Consider the following 24,822-nt stretch of genomic DNA (forward strand, 5'->3'; position numbering starts at 1 on the left):
CGCTGAGCAGTGGCGCGCTCCTGCCGGGGGCGGTTGAGGTAAGGTTGTACTCAGTACAAAAGTGACCAGCGGGTGGGCGAGCTCCGATCACCCGTCAGCACCGCATGGAGGCTCCAGGATGTCCACGCCAGACCGCAACCCGCAGACCGCCGGCGCCACGCCGAGCGCCCACGTGACGGCCCCGACGGGCGGAGCCTTCCTCGTCGAGCGCCAGGACGCCGCCACGGTCCTCATCCCCGAGGCGTTCGACGACGACCTCAAGATGTTCGCCACCACGGCGCGCACGTTCGTGCAGCGCGAGATCGTTCCGGACTTCGCCAAGCTCGAGGGCCTGGATTACGAGCTCTCGCGCGAGAAGATGGCCAAGGCCGGCGAGCTCGGGCTGCTGGCCGTCGAGGTGCCCGAGGTCTACGGCGGCCTCGGCGCTGGCAAGGCGGCCGCCTCGGTCGTCACCGAGGCCGTCGCGGCCTCCGGCTCGTTCAACGTCACGTTCAACGCGCACGTCGGCATCGGCACACTGCCCCTCGTCTACTTCGGCACGGAGGAGCAGAAGGCGCGCTACCTGCCCAAGCTCGCGACGGGCGAGTGGGTGGCGGCCTACTGCCTGACAGAGCCGGGCTCGGGGTCCGACTCGCTCGCCGCCAAGGCGCGCGCCGACCTGGACGGCGACGAGTGGGTCCTGAACGGTACGAAGATGTGGATCTCGAACGCCGGCTTCGCCGACCTCTTCACCGTGTTCGCGCAGGTGGACGGTGACAAGTTCAGCTGCTTCCTCGTCGAGAAGGGCGCGCCCGGATTGAGCCTCGGGGCCGAGGAGCACAAGATGGGCATCAAGGGCTCCAGCACGCGGCAGGTGATCCTCGAGAACGTGCGCGTGCCCAAGGGCAACCTGCTCGGCGAGGTCGGCAAGGGCCACCGGATCGCCTTCGGCATCCTCAACATCGGGCGCTTCAAGCTCGCCGTCGGCGCTGCCGGCGGTGCGAAGCAGCTCATCGGCCTGGCGCAGGCGTACGCGAAGGAGCGCCAGCAGTTCAAGGCGCCCATCGCCACGTTCGGCCTCATCCAGGAGAAGATCGGGCGCATGGCGGCCGACACGTACGCGCTCGAGAGCGCCGTCTACCGCCTAGCCGGCAGCATGGACGCCGCCACCGCCGGCAAGCCGGACCCCACCGCGCAGCTCGCGGCTCTCAACGACTACGCTGTGGAGTACTCGTTCATCAAGGTGTTCGGCTCGGAGATCCTCGACTACGTGGTCGACGAGGCCCTGCAGGTCTACGGCGGCTACGGCTTCTCGGCGGACTATCCGATCGAGCTCGCCTACCGCAACAGCCGCATCAACCGCATCTTCGAGGGCACCAACGAGATCAACCGCGAGCTCACCGTCGACCAGCTCCTGAAGCGCGCCATGCGCGGCGAGCTCGACCTCCTCGGGCCTGCGCAGGCGGCGATGCTGGGGCGGCCCGTCGAGAAGGTGGCCGCGCCCGAGGCCCAGGCCGACGCCGAGCTGGCCCTCGCCAACCTCAAGCTCGGCACGCTGATGGTGGCGGGCATGGGCGCCATGGCGTACATGCAGGGCCTCGAGCGCGAGCAGGAGCTGCTGGCGCGCGTGGCGGACATGGTCGGGCTCGCCTACCTGGCCGAGGCGGCGCTGCTGCGCGCCGAACGCCTTGCCGGCGCGCGCGGGGGCGAGGTCGCCCTCCTGCTCGCCCGGCTCTACACGTTCGCGGCCGTTGACCGCGCGCGCGACCTCGGCACGGAGGCCCTGCGCCGGATCCCGCGCGGCGAGGAGACGCTCCCGCGCTTCCATGCCTACCTGGCCGAGCACGGCGTCGACCTCGTTGAGCTGCGGCGCCAGGCGGCGCAGGCCGTGTACGCGGCGGACGGGTACCCGTTGGGTTGAGGCGGCGGCTCCCGCTGGGCGCGTTGGCGGGCTAGACGAAGTTGTTGACGGGGCGTACCGCACGGCGTGGGTGCGCGAGTCCGCCCTTGTTCTGTACTGCGGGCGAGCGCCGTAGGCCCGCCCGCCGCCTAGCCGTTCTAGTCCGCAGTCGCTTGCGGACCCTCCCCCGATGCCTTATTATTTAAGGTACATCTGAGGTAGTGGGTCCGCGGTCGCGTCCGACCGGCCCAGCGCCCGGACGGAGGCAGGACCATGGAGAAGGAACGTGCTAAGGCTCTTGATTCTGCGTTGTTGCAGATTGAGCGGCAGTTTGGGCGTGGGGCGGTTATGCGGTTGGGGGCGGTGCCGGTTGGTGTGGGTGGGGGTGGGGTGGTTTCTACTGGGTCGTTGAGTGTGGATGTGGCGTTGGGGGTTGGTGGGTTGCCTCGGGGTCGGATCGTTGAGGTTTATGGTCCTGAGTCTGGGGGTAAGACGACTCTGGCTTTGCATGTGGTGGCTGAGGCGCAGGCGGTTGGTGGGGTGGCGGCGTTCGTGGATGCTGAGCATGCGTTGGATCCGGTGTATGCGGCGGCGTTGGGGGTGGATGTGAATGAGTTGTTGGTGTCGCAGCCGGATACGGGTGAGCAGGCGCTGGAGATCGTTGAACTACTCACGCGTTCGGGTGCGGTGGATGTGATCGTGGTGGATAGTGTGGCGGCGTTGGTGCCGCGCGCTGAGATCGAGGGTGAGATGGGGGATTCTCACGTTGGGTTGCAGGCGCGGTTGATGAGTCAGGCGCTTAGGAAGTTGACGGGGGTGTTGGCTAAGTCGAATACGACGGCGATCTTCATTAATCAGATTCGCGAGAAGATCGGGGTGATGTACGGGAATCCGGAGACGACGCCTGGGGGGAGGGCGTTGAAGTTCTATGCGAGTGTGCGTTTGGAGGTTAGGCGTAAGGGGGATGTGAAGGTGGGGGTTGAGCGGGTGGGGTCTAGGGTGCGGGTGAAGGTGACGAAGAACAAGGTGGCGCCGCCGTTCAGGGAGGCGGAGGTGGACATCATGTTCGGGCGGGGTATCGATAAGTTGGGGGACTTGGTGGGGATAGCTAGTGATCTGGGGGTGGTGGTGAAGAGCGGTTCGTGGTTCTCGTACGCTGGTGAGCGTTTGGGTCAGGGTAAGGAGCGTGCGGTGGAGTTCCTTGCCGCGCGTCCTGAGTTGGTGGCTGCCATCCGGCAGCAGGTCATGCAGGCACTCAACCAAGGAACAAAGACCCGGGGTGCCGGTAGCGATAGCGAGGAGATCGATACGGATGATGTGGGGGTCATGGAGGCGTAGAGGTTAAGGCGGATACCTTAGTTGCTAAGGAAGCACTAGATGGCAACGGTCTTATCCAAGAATGATGTGAGCTCGTTGCCGACCACGTTCACCACTCGGCTATAGCTCTGGCCGACGGCCTGCATCCGCGGAAGCTGTATCGGCTCAGGGACGACGGCGTGATGATCGAGTTGTCGCGAGGGGTGTTCCGGCGAGCAGATGCTCCGCCAGCGACGTGGCCGGACCTCTTTCACCTCAGCTGACCATGACTCGGACACCGCGCCGGAGGATGCGATGCGAACGATGGTCCACATGAGTGATGCGCAGGTCGAGGCCCTCGACGCCCTTGCCAAGCGAGGGCGTCGGTCTCGCGCCGCCCTCATCCGGGCGGCGATCGACGATTATCTCGAACGCCATCGTTGCGAACAGGTCGAGGAGGGCTTCGGTCTGTGGGGCGAGCGCGAGGTCGACGGCTTGGCTTTTCAGGAGAACGCACGCCGTGAAGGGTAGGCGCGCCGTTCGCCGACCGGCCCACGCCCGGCACCTACACAAGGTCTACACATTCGCTGCCTAACATGTTGAGGTTGCGACCGGCGTGGCTCTTGAAGTGGAGCCGGCCGCGTTAGGGAGTGTATGTGATGGAGACAACCGCGCCCCGCTTGTCCACGGGCCGCTCGCGCCTCAGGTGGTGGTTGGTGGGCCTGGTGCTCGCCCTCGCCGGAGGTGCCGTGGCCTACGTACTGCTCACGAGGCCAACGGCGGCCACTACGACAGCGGTGCAGTCGCCCCAGACGTTGCCCATCGTCTTGCGGCCGCACGCCGTCACCGTCGCCGGCCCCGGGACGCTGGAAGCGAGCACGTCGCTCAACCTGACGGTGGCGGCCGGGCTCAGCGGGCGCATAGCCGCCATCGCCTCCGTCGGCGACAGGGTGAGCGCAGGCGATCAGCTCGCCAGCCTCGACCCCACCGCGTTCGAGCGCTCCCTCAAGCTCGCGCAGTTCGACCTGGAGCGCGTGCAGGCGCAGCTGCGGTCGTTGGAGTCGAGCCAAGCCCAGGCGCAGGCTTCGGCGGCGCAGCAGAGGGCCTCCGCGGAGGCGACCCTCGCGACCGCCCAGCGCACGGCCGAGACCAAGGCGGAGGACCTCGCGCTCGTGCAGAACCTCCGCGGCCTCGGCGCCGAGAGCGACGAGGCGCTCCGTAACGCCCAGGTGGCCAACACCGATGCCTCGCAGGCCGCCGCGACCGCAGCGTCCGACCTCGAGGCGCTCAAGAACACCCTGGCGCTGCAGGCGGCGGCGCGGCAGAACGACCTGACCAACTCCCAGCTCAGCGTCGCGCAGGCCGAGTTGGACGTCGAGGAGGCCGAGGCCGACCTCGCGTCGCTGACCGTGTCCGCGCCGTTCGGCGGGGTCGTATCGCAGGTCAACGTCGTGGTCGGCACGGGCGTGAACGACGCGACGAACCTGCTCACGTTGATCGACGACTCCAGCCTCTCCCTGATAGTGCAGATCGACGAGACGCAGGTCGGGACGGTCAAGAAGGGCCAGTCGGCGACCGCCACCCTCGACGCCTTGAAGCGTCCTGGGTTTCGTAGAGGGTCTTCTCTCACGCGGCCTGCCTCGGCAGGTCCAGGTTCTGATTGTAAGCAGCCTCGTACTTCACGGGGCTGAGGTAACCGAGTTTCGAATGCAGGCGGCGCTCGTTGAACCACGCCACCCACGCCGTGGTGGCGGTCTCGATCTCCTGCCGGGAGGTCCACGCCCGGCCGCCGGGGCGGATGAGCTCCGCCTTGTAGAGCCCGATGGTGCTCTCGATTAGCGCGTTGTCGTAGGCGGTGCCGACCCTACCGATGCTGCCGGCCATGCCGTGATCGAGCAGCTTCTGGCTGAAGGCCAAGCTGGTGTATTGACTGCCGGCATCGCTGTGAACTATGACGCCCTGCCCGGTGAAGCTGGGGTTCGTGCGCTTCCTGATGCTGATGGCTTGATCCAGCGCCTTGGTAACGAGCTGCGCGCCCATGCTGGTGGCCACCGTGAAGCCCAGGATGCGCCGGGAGAACACGTCCTGCAGGAACGACACGTACACCGTGCCCTCGCGGCTGGGGACGTAGGTGAAGTCCGACACCCACACCGTGTCGGGCGCCTCCAGGCTCCAGTTGCGCTGCACCAGGTCAGGCGCGCGGGCAGCGCCTACCTCCGGGTAGGTGGTGCGCACGCGCTTCAGGCGCGTGGCGCCCCTGAGGCCGGCTGAGCGCATGATGCGCGCCACCTGGTCGCGGCCCGCTGCCACGCGCCTGTGCCTGAGTTCCTGCCACACCTTGCGGACGCCGTAGCACTCGTAGTTGGCGTAGAACACGCACCTGACCTCGGCCAGCAGCCGCTCATCGGACAGCGATCGAGCCGAGGGCGGTCTCTTCTTGAAGGCGTAGTAGGTGCTGGGGGTGATCTGGTAATCGTGGTCCCTAAGGACACGGCAAATCGGCTCGACCCCGAACGAAGCCTTGTAGGCATCGATGTACGCGACGATCACTTCAGTTTGCGGTCGAGCTCCGCGGCGGCGAAAAACGCCGAAGCGGTCTTGAGAATCTCGTTAGCGCGCTTCAGCTCGGCGTTCTCGCGCCTGAGGCGCTTCAGCTCCTCGTGTTCGCTGCTCGTCACGCCTGCTCGTTCGCCGGCGTCGACCTCGGCGCGTCTGACCCAGCCGCGCATGGTGTCGATGGGGATGCCTACCAACTCATGAACGCGCCGGAACGAAGCCGTAGCTGACTCCTCGGGCGCCTCGCCGCGGCGCTCCTTGAAGAGCCTGATCACTCGTTCTCGCGTCTCGGGATCGTACTTGCTCGCCATGACCCATTCTCTCCAATCGTGGGAGAAAAGAGTCTCTACCGAACCCAGGACGCTTCACCTTGCCCGGACAGGTCTTCAGCGGCACCGTGACCTCCGTGTCGCCCGTCGCTCGCCTCGAGAGCAACATCGCGATCTTCGACGTGGTGATCACGCTGCCCAACCCCGATCTCCTGCTGCGCCCCGGCATGACGGCCGAGGCCGAGATAGCCGTCAAGGAGGTCGCCGAGTCGCTCACCGTCCCGAGCCAAGCCCTCGTCACGGGGCCGCGCGGCAGCTCCATCACGGTCATGACGGAAGGCGGCACGACCGAGAGCCGCCCGGTCGAGGTCATCGAGACGGTCGGCTTCCAGAGCGTGGTGACCGGCGATTTCACCGGCGCTACCCAGGTCGTCATCCCGAGCGGCGTGGCGGTCGTCGGGCAGGGCCAGGCGACCGGCGGCCAGGGCGCCACCCAGCTCGGGCTGCCCGGCGCGGCCGGCGGTAACTTCGGCTTCGGCGGGGCCGGGGGCGGCTTCCCCGGTGGCGGGGGCGGCGGCTTCCCGGGCGGCGGTGGTGGCTTCCCAGGTGGCGGCGGGGGTCAACGATGAGCGAGCCGCTACTCGAGCTGCGTGACGTCAGCAAGTCCTACCGCTTCGCCGGCGGCGAGTTCCAGGCCCTCAAGGGCGTGTCGCTCGCCGTGCACGAGGGTGAGTACGTGGCCCTCATGGGGCCGAGCGGCAGCGGCAAGTCGACGCTCATGAACGTCCTCGGACTCCTGGACAGGCCGACGGGCGGCAACTACTTCCTCCGCGGGCGAGACGTAGCCGGCCTCAACGAACGCGAGCGCTCCGAGGCGCGCAACGTCTACATCGGCTTCGTCTTCCAGGCCTTCAACCTCCTGCCCCGCCTCGACCTGTTCGAGAACGTCGAGCTGCCGCTCGTCTACGCCGGCGCACCCGGCGCCGAGCGGAAGCGCAGGGCGCTGGAGCTGCTCGAGCTCGTCGGCCTGGCCGACAAGCGCCACAGCCGGCCCAGCCAGGTGTCTGGCGGCCAGAAGCAGCGCGCGGCCATCGCCCGCGCGCTCGCCATGGAGCCCGCGCTGCTGTTGGCGGACGAGCCGACCGGCAACCTGGACACGGCCACGGGCAACGAGATCCTGGCGCTGTTCTCCGACCTCCACGCGGCCGGCTCTACGATCCTCCTCGTGACCCACGAGCCCGACGTGGCCGAGCACGCCCAACGCACGGTGGTCGTTCGCGACGGCCTGATCGCGTCGGACGAGCGCCATGCGTTGCGGGGGGTGCAGGCATGAGCTCGCACCAGGGGGCGGCGACCGTTCGGGGCGTCGCCCGGTCTTCCCGCGCCGGGCAGGGGCGCTCGGCCAGGCACGGGCTCGGCCCGATCCAGGTGTTCCTCATGGCGTGGCGCAGCCTCAGCGGCAACGTCATGCGCTCCGTTCTGACGACCCTTGGCATCATCATCGGGGTGGCGTCCGTCGTCGCGCTCACCGCCGTCGGCACGGGCGTGAACGCCGGCGTGGAGCAGAGCATCACCAACCTCGGCACGAACCTGCTCACGGTGAGCGGCTCCTTCGGTGGCTTCGGCGGCGGTCTCGTGCGCGGCGGTCCGAGGCAGAGCGTGACCGTGGCGGACGCAGAGGCCATCCGCGACGCCGGCTGGGAGTCGGTGGCCGCCCTGGCCCCCGTCGTGCAGACGAACTCCCAGCTCAAGAACGGCAGCCTCAACGTCAACGCCACGGTGATCGGCACCTGGCCCGAGTTCGCCGAGGTGCGCAACACGCCCCCAGAGTCGGGCACGTTCTTCAGCCAGGCCGACGTAGACGGGCGCAACCGCGTCGTCGTCCTCGGCAGCGACATCGCCTCCGAGCTCTTCCCGGACGGCTCGGCGATCGGGGGGACCGTCAAGATCGTGGGCGTCAGCTACACGGTCCTCGGCATCCTGCCGGACAAGGGCGCAGGCGGCAACAGCACGAACAGCAACGTGCTCATCCCCCTGTCGACCTACCTCCAGCGCGTCGGCCGCTCGTCGGCGGTGGGCCAGCCGACCGTGCAGAGCGTGTACGTGCAGGCGCGCTCAGCCGACGACCTCAAGACGGCGCAGACCCTCATCAAGAACCTGCTCGACGTGCGGCACGGCACGCAGGACACCCGCGACTTCCAGGTCCAGAACCAGGGCGACGTGCTGGCCAGCTTCTCCGAGATCACCGGCACCCTGACCCTCTTCCTCGGCTCCGTTGCCGGCATCAGCCTCCTCGTCGGCGGCATCGGCATCATGAACATCATGCTCGTCTCGGTGACGGAACGCACCAGGGAGATCGGCATCCGCAAGGCCCTGGGCGCCAAGCCGCGCGACATCCTCGCGCAGTTCCTCACGGAGTCGTCGCTCCTCTCCGTCGGCGGCGGCCTGATCGGCATCGGGCTCGGCCTCCTGCTGGCCTTCGTCGTGCTGCCGCGCTTCGGCCTGAACGCGGTGGCCACGCCCGGCTCCATGATCGTGGCGTTCGGGTTCTCGGCGTTCGTCGGCGTCTTCTTCGGCTTCTACCCCGCCAGACGCGCGGCCTCGCTCGATCCGGTCGACGCGCTGAGGTACGAGTGATGCCGTCACGCCTGCTCAGGTTCATCCGTGCCGGCCGCGCCTCGTGGGTGTTCGCCATCTTGACCTGCCTCTCGTTGGCCGCCGTGCCGGCCGCGTTCGCCCAGGGCGCGGCCGCGAGCAGCGAACCCGCCGGCGCGCAGGGCGCGTCGGAGGGCGCGTCGGAGAGCGCGTCGGAGGGCACGGTGCAGGGCGCGGCGGAGGTCGCCGGCGAGGTCGTCACCTTCGCCAGGGCGGTCGAGCTCGCGACCGACGCCAGCTCCGTGCGCACGGCCGAGGCGCAGCTCGAGCTGGCCAACCTGTCGCTCCAGTCGGCCCTCTACCCAGTGTCGGCGACGGCCACCGGCGGCCTTAGCACCAACACCGACTTCACGGGCGACGGCACGACCCTCGGCCTCGACGTCTCGGTCAACGCCAGCCTGAGGTTGGGGTGGGGCTCGTCCGGCGACTCCATCGCGGCCGCCAGGCGCACGGTCGAGGCGGCGGAGGCGGCCGTGCTGAGCGCGACCTCCGACGCCGTCCAGCAGGCCGTGCGCCTGTACTCCGACGCCCTGGCCGCCGTCGACGCGCGCGACGTGGCGCGGCTCCAGGTGGACGTGGCCAAGCTCCAGGCCGACGCCGCCCACGCGCGCCGGGCGGCCGGCGCCGTGCTGCCGTCGGACGTCACACAGGCCGACCTGACTCTGAAGAGCGCCGAGCTCGACCTGAGCGCGGCGGAAGCGACGCTGGCGGCGGCCTACACCGACCTCTCGATCGCGCTCGGCGTGAGCGTGAGCGGCGTGGCGAGCGAGGTGCCCGACGCGCAGGAGCCCGCCGTGGACGACCTCGTCGCGGCCGTGGCCGCGCGCGACGACGTGCGCGCCGCCCAGCGCGACCTCGCGTCGGCCGCGGACGCCGTGGACCAGGCGGTCAGGGCGAGCGGCGTGAACGTCTCCGCTAACGCCTCCGTCTCCGCCACCTCCGGCGCCACGTCGCTGAGCCTCGGCGCCTCGCTCGACTCGCGCGATCAGACGCCCTCCCTCACCAGCCGCCTCGCCACCTCTACCGGCGGCTCCAGCACCGGCGGCGCGGCGTGGCGGGCGAGCCTCGGCGTGAGCGCCAGCGTGCCTCTCGGCCCGCCGGACACGCGCGTAGCGTCGGCCGAGCTGAGCTACGCCCAGGCGCAGGCCAAGCTCGAGCAGACGATCGCGAGCGCGAACGTGGAGGTAGGGGCCCTGCGGGTCCAGGTCGAGGCGGACGCGGCCAAAGTGCAGGTGGCCGAGGCCCGCTCGGCGCTGGCCGGCGACGCCAGCGCCGCCGCCGACGTGCGCTACGGCCTTGGCGTCGTCGGCCAAGTCGAGGTCGTCCAGGCGCGCATCGCTAGCTTGCAGGCTGACGGTCAACTCAGGAGCGCACGCTTCACTCACTTGCTCGACCTCATGGCGCTCGCTAGGGCCCTGGGTCGTCCTGCCACGGAGGTCATCAGATGAGGTCAGTTCGCCAGGCGCGGCGGGTCTTCGCGCTCACCCTTACGCTCTTCCTCTCGCTCTTCTCCCTCCACGCCGGCGCGCAGGCCCCGAACGCCCTCACGCTCGCCACGGCCTTGACCGACGGCAGCGAGGCCGCCACCGGCGTCGTGAGCGCTCGCACGGCGCTGAGCAAGGCCCAGCGCGACCTGGAAGTGGCGGCCGCGGACCCGAGCACCACCCCCATCGCGCGTGCCTCGGCCGAGCGGACCGTGGCCGGCGCGGAAGGCGACCTCGCCGTCGCCCTCGCGACCGCCGCGAGCGACGTGGTGAGCGCGTACACGGACGTCCTGCAGGCCGAGACCACGAGAGCGCTTGCCGAGCGTCAGCTCGACATCCTCACCCGGACGCTCGAGGCCACCAAGGTCCGCTTCGGCGCGGGCGCCGTGACGAGCGTCGACGTCTCCAAGGCGGAGAGCGACGTCGCCGGCCAGCAGCGCACGCTGCAGGAGGCCGAGACCGACCTCATGTTCGCCAAGGACTCGCTCGCCGCGCTGCTCGGCAAGGACGTCGGCGCCCTCGAGCCCGTGACGGAGGCCGACCTGCTGCCCGACGCGGACATCGAGGCCGCGAGCGCCAACGCCCTTGACGGCAGCGCCCGCGTGGCGACCGCGAGGCGCAGCCTCGAGGCGGCGCGCCTGCAACTCGCCGCGGTCGACAACGCGCTGAGTGCCAGGGCGGACATAGACACGGCCAGGACGGCGGTGGGCACGGCGGAGGACACGCTGAGTGACACCGAGGCCACCGTGACGCGCGACGTCCAGCGCGCGCTTGCCTCCGTGACGGCCGCCAAGAACCGCTACCGCGGCGCGCTCGACTCGGCCGCGGCCGCGGCCACCGACCTGGCCGCCCAGCAGGTCCGGCTCTCCGCCGGCACGATCTCGGAGCTGGCCTACGCGCAGGCCCAGCTGACCTTGGCGAACTCGCGGGCGTCGGCCGCCAGCGCGCTCCACGCCCTGCTGTCGGCGCAGTACGCGCTGCTGCTCACGGCGGCGCGCTGAAGGACCGGCGAACCGCGAGAGCCCCGATAGCGGCGTCCAGACGACCCCGGCCGGAGACCTTCGGCCGGGGTCGCTCTTCGCCGCGATGATCAACTACGGCGCGGGTCGAAGGCGTCCCTGAGCCCGTCGCCGACGAAGTTGATCGCTATGACCGTGATCATGATCGCCAGGCCGGGGGCGACGGCGAGGAGCGGAGCGGAGAGCGCGAACTGCTGCGCCTGGTTCAGCATGTTGCCCCATGTGGGGGTGGGGGGTTGGATGCCAAGCCCGAGGTAGCTGAGCGCGGACTCTGTCAGGAGGGCGCGGCTGGCGATGAGGGGCGCGGCCACAAGCAGCGGGCCCTGCACGTTCGGGAGGATGTGTCGGAACAGGATCCGGAAGTTCTTCGCGCCGAGGGCCTTGACGCCCTCGACCTGGTCGCGTTTGCTCAACGAGATCGTCTCCACCCTGACGATCCGCGCCAGGTCCATCCAGGCGAGCAGACCGATGACCACCACCAGGACCGTGACCGTGGGGCGCATGACCGCGGCGATGGTCAGCAACAGGAAGATGGCCGGGATGGCCAGCAGCGCGTCGGTCACGCGCATCAGGAGCTGGTCGAGCCAACCGCCGAAGTAGCCGGAGACGATCCCGAGCGTCGACGCGGTCAGCAAGGCGATCACCATCGCGGAGAGCGAGACCGGCACGGAGACGCGCCCCGCGTACAGCAGTCGTGCCGCGACGTCCCGGCCGATCTCGTCCGTGCCGAGCAGGTGCTGGGCCGACGGCGTCATGAGCATCTGACGGGGGTTCGGCTTCACGGCGAGGCTGGCCGGCACGAAGTACGGCCCGATGACGACGGCCGCCACGATGAGCACGAGCAGCACCACGCCGATCAGGGCCAGGCGGTTCCGCAGGAACGCGCGCAACGCGCGCCGCCCGGGGCGCTGAGAGCGCTCGCGGCGGCGGTCCGCGCTCGCCGCGGCCTCATCGCTCGGAGCGGAGCCCGGCCCGCCGCTGGCGCCGTTGCCCCCTAGCGCTTGATCGGTCACGCGCTGGACGGGGTCGGGCTTGGTACGGGCCGAGGGGTTCATCGATACTCTACCCTCGGATCGATGAACGTGTAGACGACGTCGGCGACGATGGTGAGCAGCGTCACCAGCAGGGCCACGAACACGAGGATCCCCATGAGGACCGGGAAATCGGCCCGCGCCGCGTGGTCGACCATCAGCCTCCCCATGCCGGGCCAGGCGAAGACCTGCTCGGTGATGAGCGAGCCGCCCATGAGCTGCGGCATGTCGACGGCGATGATCGTCACCACCGGCAGTAGCGAGTTCTTCAGGCCGTGCTTGAACAGCACGCGCCACTCGCGCAGCCCCTTCGCGCGGGCTGTGCGTATGTAGTCCTGCGAGAGCACCTCGATGAGGCTGCTTCTCACGTAACGCACGTAGCGGGCGAGCATGGAGAACGCCAGGATGCTCGCCGGCAGGATCAGGTGCCGCGCGATTCCGGCGAGGGTCGGGCCCTCGACGAAGTCGTACATGCCGCCGGACGGCAGGTAGGGCAGACCGCGTTGCCGCGTCCAGAGCGAGAAGAACACGATCGCGAGGATCCCCGTCCAGAAGGTCGGGGCGGAGAACGAGATGATGGAGACGGTCGTGATGGCGTAGTCGGCGCTCTTGCCGCGGCGCACCGCGGACAGCACGCCGAGCGGTATCCCCATGACGATGGTCAGCGCGAACGCCGTCCCCATCAGGATCAGGGTGTTCGGGAAGTGGGTGGCGATCAGGTCCGTGACCTTGCGTCCCGAGACGAGCGACGCCCCGAAGTCGCCCGTGGCGATCTTCGTCAGCCAATCCGCGAAGCGCACCGCGATCGGCCTGTCGAGGCCGAACTGCTTGGTCAGCCTCTCCAGGTCCGCCGCCGTCACGTTGCCTTGCAGGTAGAACGACAGGGGGTTGCCCATGTACTGGAGCAGCACGAAGGTGAAGACGGAGATGATGAGCAGGAGCGGGACTATCGACAGTAGCCGCCTCAACACGTACGTGAGCATCGGTATCCCCTCTCCTGCGTCACCGACACAGGGCCGCTCTAAGCTGGCTTGACCTGCCTTAGGCCGTCGTCGACCGGAGCCGGGTCCGGCGCGAGCTGGAGGCCGGCGCCCTCGGCCGTCAGCAGCAGGAGGGTGGCGAAGTCGTCGGCGGTGTGCCCGCGCCCGATGAGGGCCTGCACGGCCTCGCGCGTCGCGGCCGTCACCGGCATCGGCACGTTCAGCTCCCTGCCGGCCGCGAGACCGAGGTCCAGGTCTTTCCGGAGCAGCGGCGGGGTGAAGGTCGGCTTGAAGTCCAGGTTGACCAGCGCGGGGGTCTTGTACTTCGTGAACACGGAGCCCATCACGCTGTTGTTGATGAAGTCCAGGAAGGCGCGGCGCTCGATGCCGCCCTTCTCGGCCAGCACGGTGATCTCGGCCAGCGCCTGGGTCACGACCCCGAGCAGGACGTTGTGCGCGATCTTTACGGTGCGGGCCAGCTCCCCCGTGCCGACGTAAGTGACGCCCTCGCCCAGCGCCTCGAGGTATGGCAGCGCCCGCTCGAACGCGGACCGGTCGCCGGAGACGGCGACGCTCAGCCGCCCCGCCTTCACGACCTTGCCGTTGCCGCTCACGGGGGCCGCCAGGAGCTCGGTGCCGACCGTGGAGGCCTTCGCCCTGACCTTGGCCGAGGTCTCCGTGTCTACCGTTGACGAATCGATCAGGATCCTCGGAGCCTTGCCGGGGACGGAGAGGACCCCGTCGGGTCCGGTCGTCACGGTCAACAAGGTCGCGGGGTCCGCGACCATCGTGAACACGATGTCCCGGTCCGCCAGCTCCGCCACGCGGTCGACGACGGTCGCCCCGTACTCCGTGAGGGGCTCGGCCTTCGACCGCGTGCGGTTGTAGACGGCCACGTCGAACCCGGCCTTCAGGAGCCGCGCTGCCATGGGGAAGCCCATGTTGCCCGTGCCTATGAAGCCCAACCGGTCTCTGGTGTCACTCATCGTGGAGTTGCCCCTCTCGTGGCCGCTGCATGGCGAAGCGCGACCCGCCAGGTTGAATGATGGTCATACCGCGCTATGCGTACAAGGGTCCCTTCTCGGGGCGGCCGTCGGCGATGGCTGGCATGATTGCACGGGACTCCGCGGGTGTCAACGACGGCGGCGAGGGGCGGATAAACACGGCTAAGACGCGTTTAGTGTGCGAAACGGGCGCCCGGCGGCCTTGACGCCTCCGACCACCCGTGCTAGCTTGCTGCGCAAGGTGGACAGCGCGCTCCTGCGCCACGGTGGTATAACCACCGTACCGAGATGCTTCGCGTCACGAGCCGACCCCAGGTCGTGCGGGACGCGCGCAGCACGGGCGCCGGCGGTCTTCGAGGCGCCTCGCGCCCGGCGCGCGGTCGTGAACCGTCCTAGCACGCTAGTCCGTAGGCAGGGAGGTGCGACGAGTCGGCTGCAAGACCGGAGTTATCGCGAGGGTCCCAATTGCTCGGGCTGGCCGGTTCAGGCCAGCGAGTCATGACGAGCGTAGAGGAGCTGCATGAAGACCAACGGTGGACGGTATCTGGTAGTGACCCGGTTGCTGGTCGGGATGATGGTGGCGGGGCTGTTCCTCGCGGCTGCGAGCGCGCAGGACGGCCGCGCCGAGGGCAAGTCCGGGGGAACCCTGATCATCGGTCAGCTGCAGGAACCCGCGAGCATGGTGCTCGCCGAGTCGAGCACGCCCGTGTCGGCGCAGTACTACACGGCCTTCCTGGTGAACGAACCGCTGCTGAAGGTCGACCACGACTTCAACCTCGTCCCCGGCCTACTGGCCGAGGTACCGACGCTCGAGAACGGCGGCATCAGCCCCGACTTCCGCGTGTACACGCTGCAGCTGCGCCCCGGCCTGCTGTGGGACGACGGCACGCCGATCACCGCCAACGACATCGCCTTCACGTGGCGGTGGGTGAACGACACCACCAACGCCGCCTACACCACCCACGGCTGGGAGAAGGTCGAATCTGTGGCCGTGAGCGAGGACGGGCTGACGGCGGTCGTCACGCTCAAGGACGCTTTCGCTTTCTGGCTCGACGAGGCCGTGATCGGCATGGGCATCGCCCCACAGAGGGCGCTCGAGGCCGCGGGCAGCAAGGACGCCTTCAACCAGCAGGTGGTCGGCAACGGTCCGTTCAGGATGCTCGAGTGGCGCGTCGGTGACGTGCTCATCTTCGAACGCAACCCCCACTACTACCGCGGACCGGCCAAGCTCGACCGGATCGTGGTGAGGATCATCCCCGACTCCAACGCCCTCAGCGCCGCCCTCAGGGCAGGCGACGTGCAAGTGGCCATCGGCCTCGGCACCTCGGACGCCGCCCAACTGCAGTCCGCCGCCGGCGTCGACGTCATCAAGACGACCTGGCCGCAACTCGAGCGCGTTTTCTTCAGCCAGACGGTGCCCGGGGAGCCCAACACACCGCACCCGATCCTCACCGACAAGGCCGTGCGCAAGGCGCTCGTCATCTCGGTCGACATGGACGAGATCCTCGACAGCATCTACTTCGGCATCAACCCGCGCGCCGTCAACGAGCTCTCGGGCACGGGCTACTTCAACCAGGACCTCCAGCCTTACCCCTACGACCCTGAAGAGGCGAAGCGGACGCTCGAGGAGGCCGGTTGGGTCGATACCGACGGCGACGGCGTGCGCGAGAAGGACGGCGTGCGGCTCAGCCTCACGTACTCCACGGCGGCCGGCAACCGGCCGCGCGAGTCCACCCAGGCCATCGTGCAGCAGGCGTGGGCCGAGATCGGCGCGGAGGTCAGCATCCAGAACTACCCGGCCCCCAGCTTCTTCGGCGGGTGGCAGGGCGTCGCGTGGGGTAGGCGTTACGACCTGGCCCAGTTCAGCAACGGCATCTTCGCGCTGCAGCCGAACCTGTCCGACTGGTGGCACTCCGACTCCATCCCCACACCTGAGAAGCCCTTCGGCAACGGCCACTCTGGGTGGTCGAACCCGCGGGTGGACGAGCTGCTCGACGAGCACCGTCACGGCGTCTCCGAAGCGCGGGCGCGCGAGATCCTCGACGAGGTGCAGCAGATCATCTACGACGAGTACGCGATGTTCCCGCTCTTCAGCGCCGCGACGATCTTCGGGGTGAGGACCAGCGTACACAACGTGCACCCGACGTCCTTCGGCGTGCACGCCGGCCTGTTCTGGGACGTCTACGACTGGTGGATCGACTGACCGGCCCGTCCCTTTAGGGTCATGAGCTCTCGTTCCGGGCATGGGCGCGCGCAAGCGTCGCCCATGCCCGTCGCCTAGAAGGGAAGGTTGTCATGGAGCGCGACGAACTCGTCGCAGTGGCTCTGGGTGAGCGGCCAGCCGGCTTGGTCATCCGCGGCGGCAGGCTGGTGAACGTCTACTCGGGCGAGATCTACGCGGCGGACGTCGCGGTCATGGGGGAGAGGATAGCGGCCGTCGGGGACGTCGACCGGTGTGTTGGCCCCGACACCGCGGTCGTCGACGCGAGCGGTAGGTACCTCGTCCCCGGGTTCATCGAGACGCACTTCCACGTCGGTGCCACGTCGCTCGGTTCCACCGAGCTGGCCAAGCTGCTCGTACCGTACGGAACGGCGGCGATAGTCACCGACTTCACCGAGGCCACGAAGCTGAAGGGCGCCAAGGCCGCGCGCTTCTTCCTCGACGAGGCGAACCGGACGCCCCTCAAGGTCTATTTCTCGCCTTTCTACACGGCCATGCTCGGCACCGCCGAGCGCCCCGGCGTGTCGCCGGAAGAGTTCGAGGAGATGCTCGCCTGGCCCGAGTGCCTCGAGTTACGCGAGTGGAACGTGCAGTCGCAGCGCCACGCCTCCCCGCTCGTGCGCGCTGCGGGCGAGAGCGCGCTGCGGCGCGGCAAGCTGCTGGCCGGCCATATGCGCGCGCAGCTGGGGGCCGTCCTGCAGGCGTCCGTCTCGGCGGGCACCCGGTCCGACCACGAGGCGTACACGCTGGAGGAGGCGGTCGAACGCATCCGCGCGGGCGTCGCCGTGCAGATCCGCTTCGGTTCGGCGCACTGGACCGAGACGTGGGACCTCCTGCGCGTGGTGACTGAGCGGCGGCTCGACCCGAGCCTCGTGATGTTCAGCACGGACGAGCAGGAGGTGGTCGACATCCGCGACCTCGGCTTCATGGACCATCGCGTAAGGCTGGCCATCGAGGCGGGCGTCGCGCCCGTCGAGGCCGTTCGGATGGCCTCGCTGAACCCGGCGCGCTACCTCGGGGTGACGGGCGACCTCGGCGGCGTCGCCCCCGGCCGCCTCGCCTTCGTCTCGCTCGTCGACGACCTCAGGTCGTTCGAGGTCACCGCGGTTGTCCACGGCGAGCAGGTCGTCGCGCGCGACCGGCGCTACCTCGGTGAGCTCGAGCGGCCCGAGTACCCCGCCGACTACTACGGCACGGTCAAGCTCCGCGCCCCCCTGACGGCCGAGGACTTCCGCGTCCCCGTGGCGGCGGGCAGGACGACCGCGACGGTGCGGACGATCGGCTTCGATCAGGCGGCCAGCGGCACCCGCGAGGTCTTCGTGGACGTGCCCGTGGTGTCGGGCGGCGCGGCGGCCGATCCGGCGAACGACGTGGTGAAGCTCGCCTCGTTCGAGCGGCTGGCGCGAAGCGGGAAGCGCGGTGTCGGCTTCGTGCGCGGGCTGGGCATGCGGCGCGGCGCGCTCGGCTTCACCTACCATCCCGGCTCGTGCGACCTGGCGATCATCGGCTCCGACGACGCCGACATGGCCCTGGTCGGCAACCGGATAGCCGAGCTCGGCGGCGGGCTCGTGGTCGCGATCGACGGCGAGGTCGTCGCCGAGGTCCCGATGGGGCTCCTCGGCATCGTGTCTGACCGCCCCGTGGACGAGGTCGAGGCCGGCATGCGTCGCGCCAAGGAGATCATCGCCGGGGACCTAGGTATCGACTTCCCCGGCAACGTCTACCGCCTGGCGGTCCTGTTCATCCCGGGCGTCGCGCCCGAGCTGCGCATGGCGATCGACGGGCTGCTACGCATCGCGTACGCCGGGGACCGGCTCGACGTGAACGTCGTCCCGGTCGTGGTCGACGCGCCGGACGCCGGCGCCTCCGCGACCGCGGCCGAGAAGGGGAGATAGGCAGTGGAACGAGACGAACTGGTCGCGGTGGCGCTGGGCGAGAAGCCCGCCGGGCTCGTGATCCGTGGTGGGCGCCTTGTGAACGTCTACTCGGGTGAGATCTACTCCGCCGACGTCGCCGTTCTCGGCGATCGCATCGCGGCCGTTGGCGACGTCGACCGCTGCGTTGGCGAGGGCACGAGGGTCGTCGAGGCCGGCGGCCGTTACCTCGTCCCGGGCTTCATCGAGGGGCACATCCATGTGGGGGCCACGTCCCTGGCGGTCACGGAGATGGCGAGGCTACTGGTGCCTTACGGCACCGCCGCCATCGTCACGGACTTCAACGAGGCCACCAAGGTCCAAGGGCCGCAGGTGGCGCGCTACTACCTCGACGAGGCCAAGCGCACGCCGATGACGGTCTACTACTCGCCCTTCCACACGAGCTTGATCCCCACGGACGGCCGCGAGGGCGTGACGCTCGAGCAGCTGGACGAGATGATGAGTTGGCCGGAGGCCAAGGAGCTGCGCGAGTGGAACGTGCAGCAACACCGTAGTCCGAACGAGAAGGTGCGGCGGGCCGGCGAGATGGCCAGGGCGCACGGACTGCGGCTGGCCGGGCACCTGCGGCTCTTCATGGACGGGCTGCTGCACGCCTCGGTCGCTTCCGGGGCCGTGTCCGACCACGAGACCTACACCGTCGAGGAGGCGGTGGAGAGGATCAGGGCCGGCGTGGCGCTCCAGATGCGCTTCGGCTCCGCTCACTGGCACGAGATCCACGACATCCTGCGGGTGGTCACCGAGCGCCGGTTGGACTCCAGCCTGATCATGTTCAGCACGGACGAGCAGGAGATCGTCGACGTGCGAGACCACGGTTTCCTCGACCACCGCGTCCGCATGGCCATCGAGGCTGGCGTGGCTCCCATGGACGCCGTGCGCATGGCGTCGCTCAACCCGGCGCGCTACCTGGGCGTCACCGGCGACCTGGGCGGCATCGCGCCCGGTCGCAAGGCGTTCGTCAACCTCGTCGACGACATGCGCTCCTTCACCGTCACGGAGGTCGTCTACGGCGAGGAGGTCGTCGCCAAGGACCAGCGGTACGTGGCCGCGCTCGAGCGGCCCGAGTACCCGCGCGAGTTCTACGGCACGGTGAGGCTGAAGCGGCCGCTCACGGCGGAGGACTTCGCCATCGCCGCGCCGAGCGCCGCGGCCGCCACCGCCAAGGTACGCGTCATCGGTTTCCACCCGGAGGCCATGGGCACGAAGGAGGTCCACCTCGATCTGCCCGTGGTCGACGGCAAGGTGCAGGTGGACCTGGGCAGGCAGGTCGTGAAGCTCGCGTCCGTCGAGCGCATCGGGGGTATCGGCAAGCACGGCGTCGGCTTCGTGCAGGGCCTGCCCCTGCGGCGTGGCGCGTTGGGCTTCACCTACCACCCCGGGCCGTCCGAGCTCGCGCTCATCGGCACCAACGGGGAGGACATGGCGCTCGTCGGCAACAAGATCGCCGAGCTGGGCGGGGGCCTGGTGGTCGCCGTCGACGGCGAGGTCCTAGCTGCGGTGCCGATGCCCTTGCACGGCGTCGTGTCGGACGCCTCCGCCGAGGAGGTCGAGGCCGGCATGCGGCATGCCAAGCGGGTCATCGCCGACGTTCTCGGCATCGACTTCATCAGCAACTACTACCGGCTCACGGGCTTCTTCATCCCGGGCGTGTCGCCCGAACTGCGCATGTCCGTCAAGGGGTTGCTGAAGGTCGCCTACGCCGGCGACCAGCTGAAGGTCGAGCCCATCCCGGTGGTGATCGACGGAGCGGGGCCGTCGGCATGAGCAGCGTGGTCGGTATGGGGGCGGTCCCGGCGGACGACCGCGACGCCCTCGTCGCGGTGGCGCTCGGAGAACGGCCCGCCGACGCCGTGATCCGTGGCGGCAGGCTCGTGAACGTCTACACGGGCGAGGTACACCCGGCCGACGTGGCCATCCTCGGCGACCGGATCGCCGCCGTCGGCGAGGTAGGGCGTTGCCTCGGCCAGGACACGCGCGTAATCGAGGCGGACGGACGCTACCTGGTGCCAGGCTTCATCGAGACGCACATCCACGTGGGCGCCACCTCCCTGACCATGACGGAGCTGGCGCGCCTGCTCGTGCCGTTCGGTACCGCTGCCCTGGTCACCGACTTCACGGAGGCGGGCAAGATGCGCGGCAAGCGGGCGATGCGCTTCTTCCTCGACGAGGCGAACCGCACGCCCCTCAAGGCCTACTTCTCGCCCTTCTACACGACCCTCATGGGCATCGAGGGGCGTCCGGGCGCCAGCATGGAGGACCTCGTCGAGATGCTCGAGTGGCCGGAGTGCGTCGAGCTGCGGGAATGGAACGTCTTCGCGCAACGCAACGACAACCCCGCCCTCGCGGGGCTCGGCCGGCTCGCTCGCAGCTACGGCAAACGCCTCTGCGGGCACCTGGACGGGCAGGCCGGACCGACCCTCCAGGCGAGCGTGGCGGCCGGCAGCCTCTCCGACCACGAGGTCGCCACCGAGCGGGAGCTCTTGGAGCGGCTCCGCCTCGGGCTCGCCGTGCAGGTGCGGTTCAGCTCGGGCGCCGACAACCTCGGGGTGCTAGCGGCGCTCGCCAGGGAGTGGGTCGACACGCGCAACGTCATGTTCGCCACGGACGAGGAGGACATCGACGACCTGGCGCGCCTGGGGCATCTCGACCACCGGATCCGCGCCGCCATCGGGATGGGCATACCGCCCGTCGCGGCGGTGCAGATGGCGACCATCAACGCGGCCACCTACCTAGGGATCGGAGGCGACCTGGGCGGCATAGCGCCGGGCCGGCGCGCGTTCGTGAACCTGGTCGACGACCTGCGGCGGTTCGCGGTCACCGAGGTGGTCGCCGGCAGCGCGGTGGTGGCGCGCGCGGGTCGGTACGTAGGCGAACTCGCCGCCCCCGAGTACCCCGGCGATTTCAGGGACACGATCAGGCTGAAGGCGCCGCCGAGCGCGGCCGACTTCGTCGTCCCGGCGCCGGTCCCTTCCGACGAGGACGGCGTCGCGGCGCTCGTCATCGACATCCGGCCCTACGACGTGCGTACCGAGGCCCTGACCATGACGCTGCCCGTGACCGCTGGCGCCGTGACGGCCAGTCCGGGGCTCGGGGTGGCCAAGGTCGCCATAGCGGAGCGGCACTTCGCCAGCGGGAAGATCGGTCGCGGGTTCGTCAGGGGGTTCGGGATAGCGCGTGGCGCCTTCGGGTCCTCGTACCACCCCGGCCCCCTGCACCTCGCCGTCGTGGGCATGGACGACCACGACATGGCCGTGGTGGCCGCGCGGGTGGCCGAGCTGGGCGGCGGGTTCGTAGCGGCCGTCGGCGGGGAGGTGGTCGCCGAGGTGGCGCTGCCGATCCTGGGCTTCCTGACCTCCGAACCGGCCGAGGAGGTCGTCGAGGCGTTCCGCGTCGTCAAGCGGGCCGTTCGGGACGAGCTCGGCGGCGAGTTCGACGGTCTGTTCACCGGCCTCGCCTACCTCTGCATGCCCGGGGTGCTGCCCGACGTGCGGATGACGGTCGACGGCCCCGTGAACGTCCGGCTGGGACGAGATCGCCTGACCGTCACCTCGGCGGACGCGTTCCCGAGTCCTGGCGCGGTAGGGCTAGAGGTATGATGGTCACACCAGGCGATGGAGCTCCGCTCAGCGCAGCGCAGGGATCGCTGCTGCTCCGCTAGCGCGTGCCTGTGGCTGGGGGAAGGGATGACCGTGATCGAACCACTCAAGCAACAGCGGTTGTACGAGAAGGTGGCGGAGAAGTTGCAGGACCTGATCAGCACGGGCGAGTTGTCCGCGGGGGATCGCCTGCCGAACGAGCGCGCGCTCGCGGAGCAGTTCGGCGTGAGCCGCACCGTCATCCGTGAGGCCAGTAAGGCGCTCGCGGTCAAGGGCCTCATCGAGGTCCGGCCCGGCCAGGGCACGTTCGTCGTCGACGCCACGGGGGACACCCTGTCGCAGTCGTTCCAGACCATGCTTGGCCTCGACCCGGGGGTCGGCTCCCAGGAGAACCTGGTGGAGGTGAGGGAGATCCTCGAGCCGGAGATCGCCTACCGGGCCGCTCTCAGGGCCCGGCCGGAGGACATCCGGGCGCTGCAGCAGGCCGTCGCCGCCATGGACAAGTGGATGAACGACATGCCGCGCTACATCCAGGCGGACAACGCCTTCCACCTGGCGCTGGCCGTTGCCACGCAGAACGTCTTCGTGCCGCGCCTCATGGCGTCGGTCGTCGACGTGCTGCAGGAGCACCGCGGCCGCATCTTCCACACGGACGGCGGCCCGGCTCGCGGGCAGGACCACCACAAGCGCATCCTGCGAGCCGTCGAGGAGGGCGCTCCCGAGGCGGCGCGCGAGGCGATGCGGAGTCATCTGGCGCAGGTACGTAGGGACAGCACGCAGCCCAAGCAAACCGCGGGGGTCCCGTGAGGCATTCGACCGGAGAACGGCGGAGAACGCCACGGAACCGGAGAGCGCGAGGAGTGAAGTGATCGAGACCAAGGAACCGTCCACTCACGGCGTGCCGCAGGTCGGCGCCGAGGTCGGCAGCCGCCTCTACAAGCAGATGTGGAGGATCCGCGTGTTCGAGGAGCACGCGAACGAGCTCTACCTGGCGGGCAAGATGCCCGGGCTGACGCACCTCTACACCGGTCAGGAGGCCGTCGCGGTGGGCGTCTGCGAGGCGCTGGAGCGCGCGGACTACATCACGAGCACGCACCGCGGGCACGGTCACTGCGTGGCCAAGGGCGCCAGGCTCGACCTGATGTTCGCCGAGCTCCTCGGCCGCAGTCCGGGCTACAACCGCGGCAAGGGCGGCTCGATGCACATCGCCGACCAGGAGAACGGCAACCTCGGCGCCAACGCCATCGTGGGCGGCAGCGCCGGCATCGCCACTGGCGCCGCCCTCTCGGCGAAGATGCGTGGCAGCGGCCAGGTGGCCGTCTGCTTCTTCGGGGAGGGCGCTCTCGGTCAGGGCCTGCTCAACGAAGTGATGAACATGGCTCAGCTTTGGAAGCTACCCGTCATCTACGTGTGCGAGAACAACCGCTACGGTGAGTACACGCACTTCAGCGAGACCACCGCCGGCACGGTTCGCGGCCGGGCCGAGGCGCTCGGCATGCGGGCCTTCGAGGTCGACGGGCAGGACGTCATCGGCGTCAACGAGCTGCTGACGCGGCTGGTGGCTTCCGCCAGGACCGGTGGCGGCCCGGCGCTCGTCGAGTGCCACACGTACCGCTACCACGGCCACCACGTGGGCGACATCAACCGCGAGTACTACCGGCCCAAGGCCGAGGAGCTCGAGTGGCGCGAGCGGCGCGACCCCATCAAGCTCTTCGGGGAGCGGCTCGTGGCGGCCGGTCTGGCGAGCGCCGAGGAGTTGGCCGCGATGCAGGCCGCCGTGCGTGAGGAGGCGGCCGCCGCGCTGGCCTTCGCTCTCGCCGCGCCGTTCCCGGACCCGAGCGAGGTGACGCTTCATGTCTACGCTTGAAGCCCTGATCGCCGCGGCCCCACGGGACGCCGCGCGCGTCATCACGTTCTCGCAAGCCGTGCGCGAGGCGCTCGCCGAGGAGATGCGCCGCGACGAACGCGTCTTCATCATCGGCGAGGACGTCGCGGAGGCGGGCACGCCCTTCAAGGTCCTCTCGGGTCTGGTCGAGGAGTTCGGGCCCGGCCGGGTCATAGACACGCCGATATCCGAAGCGGGCTTCACCGGCCTCGCCGTCGGCGCCGCCATGACCGGGATGCGGCCGGTCGTCGACCTGATGTTCGGCGACTTCCTCACCCTGGTCATGGACCAGCTGGTCAACCAGGCGGCCAAGACGCACTACATGTCGGGCGGGAAGCTCAAGGTGCCGATGGTGCTCCGCACGACCCTCGGCGCGACGCGGCGCTCGGCCGCGCAGCATAGTCAGAGCCTCCAGGCCTGGGTCAGCCACGTGCCGGGTCTCATCGTGGTCACCCCCTCCACGCCGTACGACGCGAAGGGGCTCCTCAAGACGGCCATCAGGAACGACAACCCGGTGGTCTTCTTCGAGGACAAGATGGGCTACACGGACAAGGGCGAAGTGCCGGAAGGCGACTACTCGATCCCCTTCGGCGTCGCCGACGTGAAGCGCGTCGGCGAGCACGTCACGCTCGTCGCCACGAGCAGCATGGTGCAGGTCGCGCTCAAGGCGGCGGAGCGGCTCGAGCAGCTCGGCATCAGCGCGGAGGTCGTCGATCCGCGGACGCTCTTCCCGCTCGACAAGGAGACCCTCGTCGCGTCGGCGAGGAAGACGGGCCACGCGATCGTCATCGACGAAGGTTACGAGCGTTACGGGGTGACGGCGGAGCTCGCCGCCGTCATAGCGGACGGCGCCTTCTACCACCTGGACGCCCCCGTGAAGCGCCTAGGCGCCATGGACGTGCCGGTGCCCTTCTCTCCCACGCTGGAGGACGTGACCGTCCCCACCCCCGAAGTAGTCGTCGCGCTCACCAAGCGGTTGCTGGCCGGAGAGGCCTGAGGCGCGCCCAAAGGAGTCT

Annotated in this window: 20 protein-coding genes and 1 other annotated feature; of the genes, 16 read left to right on the forward strand and 4 right to left on the reverse strand. The window is 69.4% G+C overall.

The features are described from left to right. Positions 1-118: 118 nt before the first annotated feature. The 4 genes from M9914_06815 to M9914_06830 all read left to right on the forward strand — a co-directional run bounded on the left by M9914_06815 (position 119) and on the right by M9914_06830 (position 4,866). Entirely contained in the window at positions 119-1,900 is a 1,782-nt protein-coding gene (locus M9914_06815) for an acyl-CoA dehydrogenase family protein (GenBank protein ID MCO5173891.1), read from the forward strand. A 252-nt stretch (positions 1,901-2,152) separates the two neighbouring features. After that, complete coding sequence (recA, locus tag M9914_06820; protein ID MCO5173892.1) at positions 2,153-3,217, forward strand: recombinase RecA; 1,065 nt, start codon at positions 2,153-2,155, stop codon at positions 3,215-3,217. 273 nt (positions 3,218-3,490) lie between these two features. Next, positions 3,491-3,706 carry a ribbon-helix-helix domain-containing protein gene (locus M9914_06825; protein MCO5173893.1) on the forward strand — a complete coding sequence of 72 codons (216 nt, stop codon included), beginning with the start codon at positions 3,491-3,493 and terminating at the stop codon, positions 3,704-3,706. Positions 3,707-3,834: 128 nt separating this feature from the next. Next, entirely contained in the window at positions 3,835-4,866 is a 1,032-nt protein-coding gene (locus tag M9914_06830) for an efflux RND transporter periplasmic adaptor subunit (GenBank protein ID MCO5173894.1), read from the forward strand. Here M9914_06830 and M9914_06835 read toward each other — a convergent pair. Next, positions 4,802-6,042, reverse strand: a protein-coding gene (locus M9914_06835) for an IS3 family transposase (protein MCO5173895.1) whose coding sequence is annotated in 2 segments (ribosomal slippage) — positions 4,802-5,748 and positions 5,748-6,042 — 1,242 coding nt in all. Because the reading frame shifts where the segments join, the coding sequence is not laid out codon by codon here. The genes M9914_06830 and M9914_06835 overlap by 65 nt on opposite strands. Then, positions 5,633-5,764, reverse strand: a sequence feature (AL1L pseudoknot). Its footprint overlaps the gene before it by 132 nt. A gap of 59 nt (positions 6,043-6,101) precedes the next feature. Between M9914_06835 and M9914_06840 the strand changes: the two genes are divergently transcribed. The 5 genes from M9914_06840 to M9914_06860 are packed head-to-tail and all read left to right on the forward strand — an operon-like array spanning position 6,102 to position 11,140. Then, positions 6,102-6,629: a hypothetical protein gene (locus M9914_06840; GenBank protein ID MCO5173896.1), complete on the forward strand. Its 528-nt coding sequence runs from the start codon at positions 6,102-6,104 to the stop codon at positions 6,627-6,629. Further along, the gene (locus M9914_06845) at positions 6,626-7,333 is read left to right on the forward strand and encodes an ABC transporter ATP-binding protein (GenBank protein ID MCO5173897.1); all 708 of its coding nucleotides are present in this window, start codon (positions 6,626-6,628) and stop codon (positions 7,331-7,333) included. The genes M9914_06840 and M9914_06845 overlap by 4 nt, the downstream gene beginning before the upstream one ends. Beyond that, positions 7,330-8,637, forward strand: coding sequence for an ABC transporter permease (locus M9914_06850; protein ID MCO5173898.1), 1,308 nt, complete (start codon positions 7,330-7,332; stop codon positions 8,635-8,637). Before M9914_06845 ends, M9914_06850 begins: the two co-directional genes overlap by 4 nt. Continuing rightward, entirely contained in the window at positions 8,637-10,103 is a 1,467-nt protein-coding gene (locus tag M9914_06855; GenBank protein ID MCO5173899.1) for a TolC family protein, read from the forward strand. The genes M9914_06850 and M9914_06855 overlap by 1 nt, the downstream gene beginning before the upstream one ends. Further along, on the forward strand, positions 10,100-11,140 hold the full coding sequence (locus M9914_06860) for a TolC family protein (GenBank protein MCO5173900.1): 1,041 nt from the start codon (positions 10,100-10,102) through the stop codon (positions 11,138-11,140). Before M9914_06855 ends, M9914_06860 begins: the two co-directional genes overlap by 4 nt. Positions 11,141-11,229: 89 nt before the next feature. On the opposite strand, the gene M9914_06865 is transcribed toward M9914_06860, so the two are convergent. The 3 genes from M9914_06865 to M9914_06875 are packed head-to-tail and all read right to left on the reverse strand — an operon-like array spanning position 11,230 to position 14,155. Beyond that, positions 11,230-12,213: an ABC transporter permease gene (locus tag M9914_06865; protein MCO5173901.1), complete on the reverse strand. Its 984-nt coding sequence runs from the start codon at positions 12,211-12,213 to the stop codon at positions 11,230-11,232. After that, complete coding sequence (locus M9914_06870) at positions 12,210-13,172, reverse strand: ABC transporter permease (GenBank protein ID MCO5173902.1); 963 nt, start codon at positions 13,170-13,172, stop codon at positions 12,210-12,212. Before M9914_06870 ends, M9914_06865 begins: the two co-directional genes overlap by 4 nt. Positions 13,173-13,210: 38 nt before the next feature. After that, positions 13,211-14,155 carry an NAD(P)-dependent oxidoreductase gene (locus M9914_06875; protein ID MCO5173903.1) on the reverse strand — a complete coding sequence of 315 codons (945 nt, stop codon included), beginning with the start codon at positions 14,153-14,155 and terminating at the stop codon, positions 13,211-13,213. A 538-nt stretch (positions 14,156-14,693) separates the two neighbouring features. Here M9914_06875 and M9914_06880 point away from each other — a divergent pair. From M9914_06880 to M9914_06910, 7 genes are all read left to right on the forward strand, one after another. Beyond that, positions 14,694-16,376 (forward strand): peptide ABC transporter substrate-binding protein, encoded by a 1,683-nt coding sequence (locus M9914_06880; protein MCO5173904.1) that lies wholly within the window; start codon positions 14,694-14,696, stop codon positions 16,374-16,376. Between the two features lie 92 nt (positions 16,377-16,468). Then, positions 16,469-18,289 carry an amidohydrolase family protein gene (locus M9914_06885; protein MCO5173905.1) on the forward strand — a complete coding sequence of 607 codons (1,821 nt, stop codon included), beginning with the start codon at positions 16,469-16,471 and terminating at the stop codon, positions 18,287-18,289. 3 nt (positions 18,290-18,292) lie between these two features. Then, positions 18,293-20,089 carry an amidohydrolase family protein gene (locus M9914_06890; protein MCO5173906.1) on the forward strand — a complete coding sequence of 599 codons (1,797 nt, stop codon included), beginning with the start codon at positions 18,293-18,295 and terminating at the stop codon, positions 20,087-20,089. Then, positions 20,086-21,921: an amidohydrolase family protein gene (locus M9914_06895; GenBank protein ID MCO5173907.1), complete on the forward strand. Its 1,836-nt coding sequence runs from the start codon at positions 20,086-20,088 to the stop codon at positions 21,919-21,921. The genes M9914_06890 and M9914_06895 overlap by 4 nt, the downstream gene beginning before the upstream one ends. Positions 21,922-22,014: 93 nt before the next feature. Then, positions 22,015-22,728 (forward strand): FadR family transcriptional regulator, encoded by a 714-nt coding sequence (locus M9914_06900; GenBank protein MCO5173908.1) that lies wholly within the window; start codon positions 22,015-22,017, stop codon positions 22,726-22,728. Positions 22,729-22,786: 58 nt separating this feature from the next. Beyond that, on the forward strand, positions 22,787-23,788 hold the full coding sequence (locus tag M9914_06905; GenBank protein ID MCO5173909.1) for a thiamine pyrophosphate-dependent dehydrogenase E1 component subunit alpha: 1,002 nt from the start codon (positions 22,787-22,789) through the stop codon (positions 23,786-23,788). Continuing rightward, on the forward strand, positions 23,775-24,803 hold the full coding sequence (locus M9914_06910; GenBank protein ID MCO5173910.1) for an alpha-ketoacid dehydrogenase subunit beta: 1,029 nt from the start codon (positions 23,775-23,777) through the stop codon (positions 24,801-24,803). The genes M9914_06905 and M9914_06910 overlap by 14 nt, the downstream gene beginning before the upstream one ends. Positions 24,804-24,822: the final 19 nt, after the last annotated feature.

It is taken from the genome of Trueperaceae bacterium, assembly GCA_023954415.1.
GTDB lineage: Bacteria > Deinococcota > Deinococci > Deinococcales > Trueperaceae > JAAYYF01.